At 63.2% G+C, this 13,276-nt stretch carries 13 protein-coding genes and 3 pseudogenes; 11 read left to right on the forward strand and 5 right to left on the reverse strand.

Annotated features, from left to right (window positions below; genetic code table 11):
* Nucleotides 1–52: 52 nt before the first annotated feature.
* The 5 genes from LX81_RS16760 to LX81_RS16780 all read left to right on the forward strand — a co-directional run bounded on the left by LX81_RS16760 (nt 53) and on the right by LX81_RS16780 (nt 4,691).
* A complete protein-coding gene (locus tag LX81_RS16760) occupies nt 53–1,273 on the forward strand; it encodes an ABC transporter substrate-binding protein (protein ID WP_170134002.1) in 1,221 nt (406 codons plus the stop codon).
* Between the two features lie 63 nt (nt 1,274–1,336).
* Nucleotides 1,337–2,227, forward strand: a complete 891-nt coding sequence (locus tag LX81_RS16765; RefSeq protein WP_111538477.1) for a branched-chain amino acid ABC transporter permease — start codon at nt 1,337–1,339, stop codon at nt 2,225–2,227.
* Nucleotides 2,214–3,257: a branched-chain amino acid ABC transporter permease gene (locus tag LX81_RS16770; RefSeq protein WP_170134003.1), complete on the forward strand. Its 1,044-nt coding sequence runs from the start codon at nt 2,214–2,216 to the stop codon at nt 3,255–3,257. Before LX81_RS16765 ends, LX81_RS16770 begins: the two co-directional genes overlap by 14 nt.
* Nucleotides 3,250–3,978 carry an ABC transporter ATP-binding protein gene (locus LX81_RS16775; protein WP_111538464.1) on the forward strand — a complete coding sequence of 243 codons (729 nt, stop codon included), beginning with the start codon at nt 3,250–3,252 and terminating at the stop codon, nt 3,976–3,978. The genes LX81_RS16770 and LX81_RS16775 overlap by 8 nt, the downstream gene beginning before the upstream one ends.
* Nucleotides 3,975–4,691 carry an ABC transporter ATP-binding protein gene (locus LX81_RS16780; protein WP_111538465.1) on the forward strand — a complete coding sequence of 239 codons (717 nt, stop codon included), beginning with the start codon at nt 3,975–3,977 and terminating at the stop codon, nt 4,689–4,691. The genes LX81_RS16775 and LX81_RS16780 overlap by 4 nt, the downstream gene beginning before the upstream one ends.
* A 122-nt stretch (nt 4,692–4,813) precedes the next feature.
* Here LX81_RS16780 and LX81_RS23360 read toward each other — a convergent pair whose 3' ends face one another.
* On the reverse strand, nt 4,814–5,230 hold the full coding sequence (locus LX81_RS23360; RefSeq protein WP_111538466.1) for a DDE-type integrase/transposase/recombinase: 417 nt from the start codon (nt 5,228–5,230) through the stop codon (nt 4,814–4,816).
* A gap of 507 nt (nt 5,231–5,737) precedes the next feature.
* Between LX81_RS23360 and tnpA the strand changes: the two genes are divergently transcribed.
* The 3 genes and pseudogenes from tnpA (at nt 5,738) to tnpC (ending at nt 8,259) form a co-directional block, all read left to right on the forward strand.
* Nucleotides 5,738–6,064 carry an IS66-like element accessory protein TnpA gene (gene tnpA, locus LX81_RS16795; RefSeq protein ID WP_234822664.1) on the forward strand — a complete coding sequence of 109 codons (327 nt, stop codon included), beginning with the start codon at nt 5,738–5,740 and terminating at the stop codon, nt 6,062–6,064.
* Nucleotides 6,065–6,174: 110 nt separating this feature from the next.
* Entirely contained in the window at nt 6,175–6,477 is a 303-nt protein-coding gene (gene tnpB, locus LX81_RS16800) for an IS66 family insertion sequence element accessory protein TnpB (RefSeq protein WP_272939498.1), read from the forward strand.
* 58 nt (nt 6,478–6,535) lie between these two features.
* Nucleotides 6,536–8,259 (forward strand): annotated as a pseudogene (gene tnpC / locus LX81_RS16805) (IS66 family transposase).
* Nucleotides 8,260–8,415: 156 nt separating this feature from the next.
* Here tnpC and LX81_RS23540 read toward each other — a convergent pair.
* The 3 genes and pseudogenes from LX81_RS23540 to LX81_RS16820 form a co-directional block, all read right to left on the reverse strand.
* Nucleotides 8,416–8,559: pseudogene (locus tag LX81_RS23540) on the reverse strand (hypothetical protein); the annotation flags it as partial.
* Between the two features lie 340 nt (nt 8,560–8,899).
* Nucleotides 8,900–9,007, reverse strand: a complete 108-nt coding sequence (locus tag LX81_RS23365; protein ID WP_111538469.1) for a transposase — start codon at nt 9,005–9,007, stop codon at nt 8,900–8,902.
* A gap of 119 nt (nt 9,008–9,126) precedes the next feature.
* Nucleotides 9,127–9,798, reverse strand: coding sequence for an HpcH/HpaI aldolase family protein (locus LX81_RS16820; protein ID WP_211322800.1), 672 nt, complete (start codon nt 9,796–9,798; stop codon nt 9,127–9,129).
* A 223-nt stretch (nt 9,799–10,021) separates the two neighbouring features.
* On the opposite strand from LX81_RS16820, the gene LX81_RS16825 reads away from it, so the two are divergent.
* From LX81_RS16825 to LX81_RS16835, 3 genes are all read left to right on the forward strand, one after another.
* Complete coding sequence (locus LX81_RS16825) at nt 10,022–11,041, forward strand: TRAP transporter substrate-binding protein (protein WP_170134004.1); 1,020 nt, start codon at nt 10,022–10,024, stop codon at nt 11,039–11,041.
* A 65-nt stretch (nt 11,042–11,106) separates the two neighbouring features.
* Nucleotides 11,107–11,565 carry a TRAP transporter small permease gene (locus LX81_RS16830; RefSeq protein WP_170134005.1) on the forward strand — a complete coding sequence of 153 codons (459 nt, stop codon included), beginning with the start codon at nt 11,107–11,109 and terminating at the stop codon, nt 11,563–11,565.
* Nucleotides 11,562–12,857, forward strand: a complete 1,296-nt coding sequence (locus LX81_RS16835) for a TRAP transporter large permease (RefSeq protein ID WP_111538473.1) — start codon at nt 11,562–11,564, stop codon at nt 12,855–12,857. The genes LX81_RS16830 and LX81_RS16835 overlap by 4 nt, the downstream gene beginning before the upstream one ends.
* 161 nt (nt 12,858–13,018) lie before the next feature.
* On the opposite strand, the pseudogene LX81_RS16840 reads toward LX81_RS16835, so the two are convergent.
* Nucleotides 13,019–13,276, reverse strand: a pseudogene (locus LX81_RS16840) (IS5/IS1182 family transposase); the annotation flags it as partial.

The following is a 13,276-nucleotide window of genomic DNA, read 5'->3' on the forward strand; positions in this document are numbered from 1 at the left end:
TTGCATGTGGGAGGAGCGGGCCGGCTCGGCCTGCGCAGAGGAGGAGAACGAGATGATAGGAACGACACGGCGTACCTTCGTCGCCGCTGTTATCGCGGCGATCGCCGCGGGCGGCACGGCAGCGGCGCAGGACGATCCGATCCGGATCGGGGCCATCAATCCCTATTCTGGCCAGCTTGCATTATACGGGACCGAGGTCACGCGGGGCTACGAGCTCGCCGCCGACCAACTCAACGCCAATGGCGGGCTCCTGGGATCGCAGGTGGAGGTCGTTCGCGGCAACGCCGCGAGCCCGCAGGAGGGGATCGCCGTGGTCGAGAGGCTTGCCGGTCGCGACGACGTCGATGCCTTCATCGGTACCTATCTCAGCGCGGTATCGGGGGCCGCGTCCGAGGCGGCGCTGAACTACAACAAGCTCTACTGGGATACGAACGCGATCGCCGCGGGCCTGACCGAGCGTGGCTTGCCGAACTTCGTGCGGTCGGGCCCCTATGCCACCACGTTCGCCGACGCCTCCGTCGAACTGGTGATCGATGCGCTCGCGCAGGAACTCGGGAAGGATCCCTCCGAACTCCGCGTCTGGCTCGAGCACGAGGAATCCGTCTACGGAACCTCGATCTCCGAACGCCAAGAAGCGCAGTTCGAGGACGCGGGTGTCGAGGTCGTCGGAGTTGGCTCGCACGATTACCGCTCCATCGACCTGACCGACAGCGTGCTGCGAGCGAAGGACGCGGACCCGGATGTCTTCATCCAGACGGGCTACGTTCCGGATGGGAATCTTCTCCTGCGCACCATGCGCGACCAGGATTTCGATCCCAATGCGATCGTGTTCGTCGGGACCGGCGATACGGCCGAGACACTGCAAGCGATGGGGGAAAAGGGGGTCGAGGGCCTGCTCGTCGTGTCCTATCCCCGTCCCGGCATCTCGGAGGAATTCGGGCCGGGCTCCGGCGCCTACCTGGAGGCCTACCGCGAGAAGTACGGTTCGGACCCGGTCGCGCCGCAGGGGATGGCCGCCTATGTCGGGTTCCAGATCATGGCCGAGGCCGTGGAGAAGGCGGGCAGCTTCGATCCCGCGGAGGTAACCGCGATACTGGGCGAGTTCGACGAACCGCAGGGCACCTACGCCACCGGCTTCGGCGCCCGGTTCGACGAGAACAAGCAGAACGTCCTCGCCTATCCGACGGTGATCCAGTGGCAAGGCGGTGAGCCGGTCACGGTATTCCCCGAGGAAGCAGCCGGCGGCTCCAAGATGACGGGTTTCGGAGGCTAGGCCGCGATTGGCGGCGATGCTTCGGCATCGCTGCCGACGCTGCAGGCTTCTTGGGGGAGGAGAATGGCAGCTTTTCTGAACATCGTCACAGTAGGCCTCCTGCTCGGCGGGATCTACGGCCTCGTGAGCATGGGCCTGAACGTGATATTCGGGGTGATCCGCATCGTCAATTTCGCCCAGGGCGAACTGGTGATGCTCGGCATGTACGGCGCCTACATGAGCTGGGCGCTTCTCGGGATGGATCCCTACCTTTCGGTCCTGATCGTCGTCCCCGGCCTCTTCGTTCTAGGCATGATCCTGCAGCGTTTCGTCCTCCAGCCTTTGCAGAACGAACCTTTCATGCAGATCTTCGCAACGTTCGGATTGCTGATGTTCTTCCAGAACCTCGTCCTCGGCATCACGGGCGGCACGGGTTATTCGGTGCGCTCCGATATCGCGTCGGAGGTGATCCGGATCGGCCCGGTGAACCTGACGCTGTCTCGCCTCATCGTGCTCGCGACAGTCATCGTGGTGGCGCTCGGGATGAACTGGTTCGTGAAGTACACGATGCCGGGCAAGGCCGTCCGCGCCGTGACGCAGGACCGGCGCGCGGCGCGGCTGATGGGGATCAATGTCGAATGGGTCTTCATGCTGACCTTCGGGGCGGGTGCCGCGCTCGCGGGAATGGCTGGGGTCCTTCTCTCGCCGATCTACACGCTCTCGCCCCAGATCGGCAGCAACTTCATCCTGGCGGCGTTCGCGGTCGTGGTTCTCGGCGGGCTCGGAAGCGTCTGGGGGGCGTTCATCGGCGGGTTCGTCATCGGGCTCGTGGAGGCATTCTCGGGCTATTACTTCGATCCTGCCCTGAAACACGCGATCTGGTTCCTGATCTTCATCGCGGTCTTGCTGGTCCGTCCCGGTGGGCTCTTCGGGATCGCCGGAGCAGAGGAGATGGGTCTTCGTGAGCAAGATTGAGGCGACGGAACTGGGCGGCCGCCGGACCACCGGAAAAGGTGATCGGCATATCACGTCGCTCGCGACGGAACTCTTGCGGATCGCGGGTCTGGCAGGTCTTTTCGCGATCGCGCTCGTGGTTCTGCGGGACGATCCGTTCCTTCTGAACATCCTGGCTTATACCTGCCTCTTCGGCGGGCTCGCTACGAGCTGGAACATCATCGGCGGGTTCGGGGGTCAGTTCTCGCTCGGTCACGGGGTATTCTTCGCCGCAGGGGCCTATACCACGGCCAATCTTTACTTCCATTTCGGCATCTCGCCCTGGCTGACCCTCATCCCGGCCGTCGTCGTCGCATCCGCGGTGGCGCTCGCCGTGTCCTGGCCAACCTTCCGGCTCAAGGGGCCGTTCTTCGCCATCGCGACGCTTGCCTTGAACGAGGTGGCGTTCGTGCTCGCCAACTATTTCGACGGTCTGACGGGGGGGCCGCGCGGCATGATGCTGCCGTTCCGGGCCGGGTTCGAGAACATGGTCTTCACCTCGAAACTGCCCTACGCGATCATCATGATCGGCTTCCTCCTGGTCACGCTCGTCACCGCGGCGATCGTGTTGCGCAGCCGGCTCGGGTATTACCTCCAGGCCGTCCGCCTGGACGAGGATGCGGCCCGGTCCGTCGGTATCGGCGTTCTCAGGGTCAAGCTCATGGGCATGGCAGTGAGCGCGGGCCTGACCGGGGTCGGCGGTTCGCTCTTCGCGATGTACATCCGGTACGTCGATCCCCCGACGCTGCTGAGCATCCAGGATGTCGGTGTGCGCTTTCTCCTGATCTCGCTGATCGGCGGTGTCGGAACCCTCTATGGTCCGCTCGCCGGGGCGCTGCTGATCGTGCCGCTGGAGTTCCAGCTTCGCGCGACCCTCGGCAGCGCGTTGCCGGGCGGCAATTTGATGGTTCTGGGGGCCCTGCTCGTCATCTTCGCGCTCTTCATGCGCAAGGGTCTCGTCGGAACGGTGTCGGACATCTGGGACAGGTACGGGAGGCGGCGCGATGAGTGATGCCACGGCCCTCGCGGCCGAGAATCTCACCAAGCGCTTCGGCGGCCTGACCGCCGTGGGTGGATTGAACTTCTCGCTGCGGCGAGGTGATCTGCTCTCGATCATCGGCCCGAACGGGGCGGGCAAGACCACGCTGTTCAACCTCCTGACCGGGCAGCATCCGCCCAGCGATGGCCGCGTGATCCATGAAGGCCGCGACATCTCCGCCCTCGCGCCGGAACAGAGAGCCCGCCTCGGCCTAGGACGGACGTTTCAGATCTCGAAGACGCTCACCTCGATGACGGCGCTCGAGAACGTCATGATCGGCGCATTCCTGCACCGCGGAAAACTCGCCGCGGCTGCCGAACATGCGATGCACATTCTCGACCGCGTCGGTCTTGCCCGCCGCGCGTCGGTAAGGGCCGGTACCCTAACGCTGAGTGAGCGGCGGCGGCTCGAGATCGCGCGGGCACTCGCGCTCGACTGTTCCGTCCTGCTTCTCGACGAGGTTATGGCGGGCCTGAACCAACGGGAGGTGGACGACGTCATCGGCCTCGTCAGGCAGCTCCATGCCGAGGGACTGACGGTGCTCGTAATCGAGCACAATCTCAAGGTCGTCCGTGCCTTCGAGAACCGGGTGATCGTGATGGATTTCGGTCGGATGATCGCCGACGGGACGCCGGACAAGGTTCTGTCCGACCCGCAGGTGGTGGAAGCGTATCTGGGGAAGAAGGCGGAATGAGCATCGGGCTTGCGATCGAGAACCTCCATGCGGGTTACGGGCCGGCGACAGTGCTCGAGGATGTTTCGCTCACCGTGAATGCAGGCGACATAGTCGCCATCGTCGGGGCCAACGGGGCGGGCAAGAGCACGCTTCTGAACACGATCGCGGGGCTCGTTCCGGCAAGTTCGGGGCGAATGCGCTTCGGCGACACGGATATCGCGGCGACGCGCGCCGATGCCCTTCCCCGCAAGGGCCTCGTCCTCGTCCCGGAAGGCGGGCGGCTCTTTCCCTTCATGACAGTCCGGGAAAACCTCGAGGTCGGCGGGTTCAGCCGCCGCAAATCGGCCGACTTCTCGACATGGCTCGACGAAGTGATGGACCTGTTCCCTATTCTGCGGGAACGCCAGGGACAGCTCGCCGGATCGCTCTCGGGGGGCGAGCGACAGATGTGCGCGATCGCGCGGGCAGTGATGAGTCAGCCGGATCTGATCATGCTGGACGAGCCCTCCGTTGGCCTGTCGCCAAAGCTGGCCCACGAGGTACTCGGCCTGGTGCAGACGCTGCGGGACACGAAGGATGTCACCGTGATCCTCGTCGAGCAGAACGTCGGCGAGGCCCTCGCCGTCTCCGATCAGGCACATGTCCTCGATCACGGGCGCATCGTGCGTTCCGGCCCCGCGGCCGAACTGGCAGACGATCCCGCGATACAGAAGGCGTATATGGGGTTGTAAGGCGTCCCTCGACGTTCGGTACGTGACGGAGGAACGATCTTCCGGATTGTCGTCAGTCTACCCCTCGCTGGGGCATTGTCAGGTTGTTCGACCGCGACGCGGAAGTCGTCACCCGGAACCGCTTATGCCGACAGGTCGGTCGAGTAGTCTGCCCAAAGGTCGAACGCCTCCCGTCCGGCATGGCGATAGGAACGGGCGGAGAGGCGGCGACAGTGCAGGCGGTCTGGCCGTGAACCGACAGGAACCGCTGCGCCTGTCGCGTTGACATGAACCGCCCCATGACCTTTTTTCGTCTCCTCGTATGCCGATGCGATGCTTAGGCCGCGACGTTGATCCCCTTGTGGTGGCGATGCTCTAAGCCACGGGGCGAGTTTTGCCGTCGCGGCGGCGTAGGACCGAAGTTTGTCGAGCTTCATCACCCGCGGCAGATCCCATCTTCTAAAGAGCTTGCGCATGAACCGTCTGGCGGTAACGGCGTGGCGGCGTGACCGGGCGAGGATGTCCAGGATATCGCCAGCCGCGTCGATGGCCCACCACAACTAATGCCTTAGTCCGATGATCTTGAGGACGACCTCGTCGAGGTGCCACGTGTCGGTCGGCCCGGGCTGGTCGCGCCGTACCTTTGCGGCGATCTGCGTCCCGAACTTCGCCAACCAAACGCGGATCGTTTCGTACGAGACAACAACCCCGCGTTCGACGTGGAGAACCTCGCCGTCTCGCAGGTGTCGTGTTGCTTCACGTAATTCTCTTACCGCTTGCCTAATCGAGCGTGTTGCCTGCTGACGTGGTATGGGGCCTTGGTTCGCCGTATGGTTCGGGGCTCCCGACCTCCCCAATGAGCCGTTGGACGGCTTGCCGCCGCCATTCTCCCACGCGCCGTTGCAGCGTGTGAACCTGCCGCAAGGTGTATCGTTCTAAGTAGAGGGCCTTAAAACGACAAGGAGTTCGTGCGCGGTCTGATCGGGGCGTTCTCTAAGTAGGCCTCCGGCGGGAGCCGCCTGCTGCGGGTGGGGGTTTGTCGGCTATCTGACCTTATGGGTGCCCATATGGACAGACCGCAGGTGATGACGCTGGACGTGGTGGACACGGGCTGGCGGCGTCGCTGGACGGATGCGGAGAAGCAGCGGATCATTGAGGAGAGCTTTGCGGCGCCCCGGCAGGTGGCGGCGACGGCGCGACGGCACGGGATGTCGCGCTCGTTGCTGACAACGTGGCGGCGGCTGCATCGGCAAGATCTCCTGTCGAGGGCTGGAACTCCCGCGCCGGGATTTGCATCGGTGACATTGGCTCCCGATCCGCCACCCACGCCTGCACCGCGGTTTCCTGTCGTGGATTGCGGTCGTGTCGAGATCGTGCTGCGGAACGACCGCTGAACCATCATCGGCGCGGGCATGGACCCGGCTGCCCTGGCGCAGCTGATCGCGGTGGTCGAGCGGGCATGATCGCGCTGCCGCCGGGCGCGCGGGTCTAGCTGGCCAACGGGGTGACGGACATGCGGAAGGGCATGCCGGGGCTTGCGCTGTTGATACAAGAGGGGCTGGGGCGCGACCCGCATGCCGGCGACCTGTACGTGTTCCGCGGCCGCTCGGGATCAATGGTCAAGGTTCTCTGGCACGACGGCGTGGGCATGTCGCTCTACATCAAGAATCTCGAGCGCGGGCACTTCATCCGGCCCGTTCCGAAGGACGGCGCGGTGGCGATTTCGGCGGCGCAGCTGACCTATCTGCTGGACGGCATCGACTGGCGCAATCCGCGCCATACCTGGCGGCCGGCAGTGGCCGGATAATCTACCCTGCAAGGGAGATTGCGCTCTAACTTGCTGTGAAGGCGTTCTAATATCCGGCATGCCCGCCGATGCTCCATCCGACTTCGAAGCCTTGCGCGCCGCCCTCGCGGCATCCGAGGCGCGGGCAGACGCGATGGCGGCCGAGATCGCCGCGGTGCGGGCGCAGGCCACTCGGGCCCAGGCCGCCGCATCGGGCGACGCGGCGGTGATCGCGACGCTCAAGCTGGAGATCGAGAAGCTGCGCCGCGCGCTTTACGGACACCGCTCCGAGCGCAGCGCCCGGTTGCTCGACCAGTTGGAGTTGCAGCTCGAGGAGATCGAGGCCGCGGTGACCGAGGACGAGCTTTTGGCCGAGCAGGCTGCCCGCCGCGCGGGGACCGATCCATCACCGACCTCCCGACGCCATCCCGGCCGCAAGCCGTTCCCCGCCCACCTGCCGCGCGAGCGCGTGGTGATCGAGGCGCCCTGCGCCTGCATGGCCTGCGGCTCGGGCCGGATCGTCAAGTTGGGCGAGGACATCACCGAGACCCTGGAGGTCGTGCCCCGGTCTTGGAAAGTAATCCAGACCGTGCGCGAGCGGTTCGCCTGCCGCGACTGCGAGCGCATCACCCAACCGTCGGCACCCTTTCATCCCACGCCGCGCGGGTGGGCGGGCCCGAGCTTCCTCGCCATGCTCCTGTTTGAGAGCGAGCCTTGTCCGCCATTGGTCCAAGGACAATGGCGAGCGGGCAGCACCAGCCGCTGAACCGGCAGGCCGAGCGCTATGCGCGCGAGGGCGTCGAGTTGAGCCAGTCGACGCTGGCAGACCAGGTCGGCGCGGCCGCCGCGGCGCTCGCGCCGCTGCACGCGCGGATCGAGGCGCACGTCATGGCCGCTACGCGTCTGCACGGAGACGATACGACCGTGCCGGTGCTGGCGAAGGGTCGGACCCGAACCGGACGGCTGTGGGTCTACGTGCGCGACGACCGTCCCTTCGGTGGGCAAACCCCGCCGGCAGCACTGTTCCGCTACTCCCCCGACCGGCGCGGCGAGCATCCGGAGGCGCATCTCGAAGCATGGTCCGGCATTCTCCAGGCGGACGCCTATGCCGGCTTCGGAGGCCTTTATGCCGAAGGTCGCAACCCGGCTCCGGTCGTGTCCGCGCTCTGTTGGGCGCATGCGCGACGTAAGTTCTACGAGCTGGCCGACATCGCCGCGGGCACGCGACGCGGAAAGGCCGCGCCGTCGATCTCGCCACTCGCCTTGGAAGCCGTGCGGCGCATCGACGGGATCTTCGATGCCGAGCGCGCCATCAATGGCGCCAGCGTGGACGCGCGCCTCGACGCACAGCGCGAGACGATCGCGCCGATGGTCGCGGATCTCGAGCGGTGGATGCGCGACGAGCGTGCCCGCCTGTCCCGCCACGCCCCCGTCGCCAGGGCAATGGACTACATGCTCCGCCGCTGGCCGGGCTTCGCGACCTTCCTCGAGGACGGCCGCGCCTGCCTCACCAACAGCGAGCCTGTGAACGCCACCGGTTCGAGAGAACAGGCGAACGCCGAGCGCGCGCTGCGCGGCGTCGCTCTCGGAAGAAAGGCATGGCTCTTTGCGGGCTCGAACCGCGGTGGCGAGCGCGCCGCCTTCGTCTACGGCATGATCGCTACAGCCAAGCTCAACAGCGTCGACCCCCACGCCTGGCTCGCAGACGTCCTTGCCCACATCGCCGACATGCCCGCCTCGCGCCTCGACGATCTCCTGCCTTGGAACTGGGCTGCTACGGTAACGACAGCAAAAGCCGCCTGACCGTGGCCCACGCCGGAAGGTTACTTCTTTGAGGCATTGCGTCATCGCTTCTAAGTCCTCCCTGAAAATAATTGGACGCAGTCCGCGGGGCTTATCGCCGAGACGATAGGTCTCGGGACCGATGACGACGCCGCAGGCCCGCGCGGCCTGTCGCCATTGGCTGACCCGGCGCGCCAGCGTCTTGTACTGCTTGCGCGTGAACCAGCCTGGGAATTGGGTACACAACTCTTCGTAGAGCTGTGCGGCGCTGATGCTCGGGAGTTCCTCCCGCCGGTGATTGCGATATGAACTTTCGGCCAAAGCAGCGATATTCCTGCCGACAGGCCACGAGCCGCCTGGCGATCGGACATGCCAGCGAGCTCGACCGCGTATGCAACGAAAAAGCCTTGCGTATCGACGAGCATCTGGCGCTTGCGCCCCGTCACGTGCTTGTGGCCGTCGAAGCCGCCCCCCTTTCAGTCGTCTTCATCGATTGGGCGTCCATGATCACCACCGTGGGATCGGTTCGGCGGCCGGCCTTCAGCCGGGCCGCCGCATAAAAGGCTCGATGCTAACCCACCCATACCCCGCCGAGCCACCAACGCCGGACGTACCACCAGACTGGGCCCATGGAAGTAAAGTCGGCCGGCAGCATCCGCCATTAACAGCCTGTCCGCAGCAGATGGAGGATCGCGTCCAACACGGCGCGCAGATCGGTTCGACGGGGTCTCCCACCCCGCTGCTCGGGCGGGAAATAGAGCGAGATCATTTCCCACTAAACATCACTCAGGTTCGTCGGGAGCTGCGTCGCGCCCTGTCATGCCTCCAATTCGCAGAGAACAAAATGGTCTTCCGCACGAGAACGGCGACGTCTCACACACCCTCTAATTAGTATCGTGCTCGATCGGACGCTACAGCCGCCGTGGCTGCAGAGAGCAGTAGGGCTTCGTCGGTGTTTGTCGTCATGAAGCGCGCTCCATTCGCGATACACTTGGCGCGTTGCGCCTGATCTCGTTCGCCGCCCAGCCCCCAAAGCTTCCCCCTTGATGTCGCAGCGTGCGCCGTCTGCAAGATAGCTTGCGCAAACTCGAAAGGGCGAACATCTGGATCAACGCCCATGGCCACGCGTAGGTCGACACATCCTATGTGGAGAAGGTCGACCCCCGGCACCGCCGCGATGGCGTCGGCATTGGCCACGCCGGTGGTGGTCTCGATCATGCACACTACCAGCGGATCGTCGTCTCCACCCGGAGCAGTCGGCTTGGCGGACGAGCGCCTACCATCCGGCGGCAGCCGGCAGAGGCTGACCGCATGGGCCGCTTCTTCACCCGAGTTTATATTCGGTAGGATCACACCCGCTGCGCCGACATCAAGGTGGAGAGTGATATCCGGGTCATCGGATCCGCGGACCCGCACCAGCGCAGGAATATCTACCCCTTCGGCCGCCACGATCAGGTCCGCTATGGACTCGCGCGAGAACGGCGCATGTTGCGTGTCAATGAAGAGAAAATCATGCCCGCTCATCTTCGCGATGCGCGCAATACCACGTGCGCGGGTCATCCGCACGATCATTCCGAGGGCCACACAGTCTCCGCGCATCAGCGACCGCAGCCGCGCTCCCGGGCGCCGGTCACGCATTCACCTCTCCTAAATTTGGTCCAACATTTGTTGACTAAATATTATTATTCCATTTAATGATTGTGCGGGTAACCGATCAAGAGAGATGTGAGACGTCCATGCACTTGCGTTAATCTACGAGCGCATGCCCAGGGAGGGGATACCAATGCGAATCTTGGAATACTTGATGTGCGCCGGAGCGCTCATTGCCACTCAGGCGACGGCAGAGCCGGTAAGTCTCCGACTCTCCGAGCACTTTCCGCCGACACATGTTGGGTCTCAATCGGGCGCTCAGCATTTCATGCAACGCGTAGAGGAGATTGCTCCCGGAAAGATTGAATTTGAGCATTACCCCGGCGAACAACTTGCGAAGGCCGCCGGACAGCTCGACGCGGTATCGAAGGGCCTTGTCGACATGGCTGTCGTCGGTCTGGTCTACGTCACGGAGAAGGTGCCGCTTTCTACCGCCGTCGAGCTGCCAGGGCTGTTCTCCGATGCAACGGTAGGAGCACGTGCGTTCTGGAAGCTCGCGCAGAACGACTTGCTAGAGAAAGAATACAAGCCTCTGGGAGTCCGGCCGCTCTTTACATTCGTCGTAACGCCATACCAACTTATGATCACGAGTGACCAAGAGATTAACGATTTAAGTCAAATCGAGGGCCTAAAGCTGCGCGTAGCCGGCGCTACCGGCGAATTGATTGCAAGTTCTTTGGGGGCTGTCGGAGTAAAGATTTCGCCCACTGACCTCTATCTCGCGTTAGAGCGCGGCGTGGTGGATGGGGCAATCTCTAACCCCGCGAGTCAAGTCACTTATAAGACCGACGCGCTACTGAATTCCTGGACTACCAATGCCAGTCTCGGCAACGTCGCGTTCGGGCTCTTCGTCAATGAGCGGCGCTGGCAAGAGCTACCGGAGGACGTCAAGCAAGCGCTTCTTAAGGCCGGTGAGGAAACCGGTGTTAACGTCGCGCAAAAGTATACCGACGGCGACAAGGAAACTTTCGCCAAGCTTCGCGATGAAGGAAAGACGGTGTACGAGCTAACATCCGAAATGCTTTCGCAGATGGACGATCGGCTTCAGGCCGTGCGGGAGAACTGGCTGAAGCAGATGACGGAGCGCGGGCTCGACGGCGAGGAAGTTCTCGCAAATTTTCGCGCATACGTTGAGGAGGAACGCGCGGAATGACTGTTGCCCCGTCGCGCTCGGTCCGTTTCGTGGGCCGAGCGCTTACCTTTGCGGAACGGGCGTTCATGCTGATCGCGTTGCTGAGCCTCATCTCGATGGTCCTGTCGGTCTCTGCAGACGCGATTGGCCGTTACGCCTTCCGCGCGCCGTTCTCCGGCAATTACGAATTCACCTCCTTCTTCGCCATGGTGGCGCTGACATTCATGGGCATGCCGGGGACCTATGCTAGCGGAGGCCATATCCGCCTAACCATATTCACTCCGTTTCTCGATCGTATTCCGGGGCGACTTTCCGAACGCATCAACGTGATCTTCGGCATCGTCGCATTTGGCCTTCTTGCCTGGGCGACTGGTCAGGAGGCAATCCATAAATTCGCGGTTCTTGAGACGACTTTGGGCGCTGTCCAATTCCCGATGTACTGGAGCTACGTTTGGGTTCCGCTCGGCGCCGGTCTGCTTTGCCTCCGCCTTCTTTACGAGCTTGTTCATCCACAATCCCGCGCATCCGTCGAAGTTCCGGCGTGACGCTGGCGGGCATCACCGCATTGCTTTTTGCCATGCTGGCAAACGGCGCGCCGGTCGCCTTCGCGATGCTCGGAGCGGGCGTTATTGGCATTTACTTAGTAGCCGGATCGTTTCCCTTAGACGGCGTACTTGCGACCGCGCCCTACGAGACTGTGGCGAGCTATACGCTCTCCACCCTCCCGATGTTCATTCTAATGGGCGAGTTCCTTACCGCCGGCCGCTACACACGCGACGTGTTTGACGCATCTCACCGCTGGCTCGGGCACCTGCGAGGCGGGCTAGGTTATGCCGCGATCACCGGCGGCGTACTGCTGGCAGCGGTAACGGGATCGAGCACCGCGGCGGCTAGCACGCTGGCCGGTGCTGCTTATCCAGAAATGAAGCGATACGGGTACAAGGATTCACTTTCCACCGCCACCCTCGCCGTGATCGGTACGCTCGCGATCCTGATCCCGCCGAGTGTTACTCTCATCATTTACGGCATCCTGACCGAAACTTCTGTCGGCGCGCTTCTAATTGCCGGAGTGGCGCCAGGCATCCTCACAGCTCTAGGCTTTGTTACGGCGATCAAGGTTTCGGTGACGCGTGATCCCAACGCGGCGCCCGTCGCGACCGAGCGCTATCCGCTGCGTCAGCGCATCGTCTCTTTAGGATCGGTGTGGCCCGTCATGCTACTGATGTTCTTTCTGCTGGGAGGCATCTACAGCGGAGCGGTCACTGTGACCGAGATCGGCGCGGTCGGAGCGCTTGCGGCCTTTCTTATTGCTATGCTCATGGGGCGTCTCACGGTCGGCTCGACGATCGGGGCGCTGGTTCGAACTGCCCGCAGCAGCGCGATGATCCTGACGATCATTGCCAGTGCCGCGGTGTTCGGCATTTTCATCACCCTGACCCAAGCGCCGCAGCAGCTTCTGACTTTCGTACAGGAGGCCGGGCTTGACCGCAGGTCGGTGTTGTTAGCGGTCCTGTGCGTGTTGCTAATGCTGGGTTTCTTCCTTGATCAGCTTGCAATCCTAGTGCTGACTATGCCGATCGTCTTCCCAATACTTATCGGGCTCCAGTTTGATCCGGTATGGCTAGGTATCATTGTCATCAAGACTGTTGAGATCGGACTTATTACACCGCCGATGGGCCTAAACTGTTTCGTTGTTTCGAGCGTCACCGGCGTTCCTGTGCATCGAGTATTTCGGGGGGTTTGGATCTTCGTCGGCATTGACCTTGCCATTCTAGCCATTTTAGCTGCGTTTCCCGAGATATCGTTGTTTCTACCTCGATGGGCAGGCATAAATTGAGCGTCGATGGCGCGGGACGGGCACTGGTGCGAACTCGGTGGGCGCGGATGGGCGCTAATGGCTCAACCGCCCTTAGAAGGCATAGATGTGCCACGGTGGGTCTAGACGGCCTTGTTGCGCAAATCTCCTGACGGAGGGACTTCCCCTTTCTTCGTTTGAGGTCAGCCGACGGGCTGCGTGACGGGGATGCCGAGGGCGGTGAAGCGGTTGAGGATGGCGATGCGAACTTGGAGTTCGGCGGTCTGGCGGTCGAAGTCGCGGGACATGAGCTTCTGACCGAGGAGCTTCATGCAGTTCATCTTGGTCTCGACGCGGCTTCGACGGTGGTAGCCGGACCACCTTCTCCAGAGCGTCCGACCGAAGCGTTTGATGGCGCGCAGGGCCTCGTTTCTCGCACCTGCCCCCGGGCTGTCTTTCTT

Origin of the sequence: Palleronia aestuarii (assembly GCF_003253995.1) — a bacterium.
GTDB classification, from domain to species: Bacteria; Pseudomonadota; Alphaproteobacteria; order Rhodobacterales; family Rhodobacteraceae; genus Palleronia; species Palleronia aestuarii.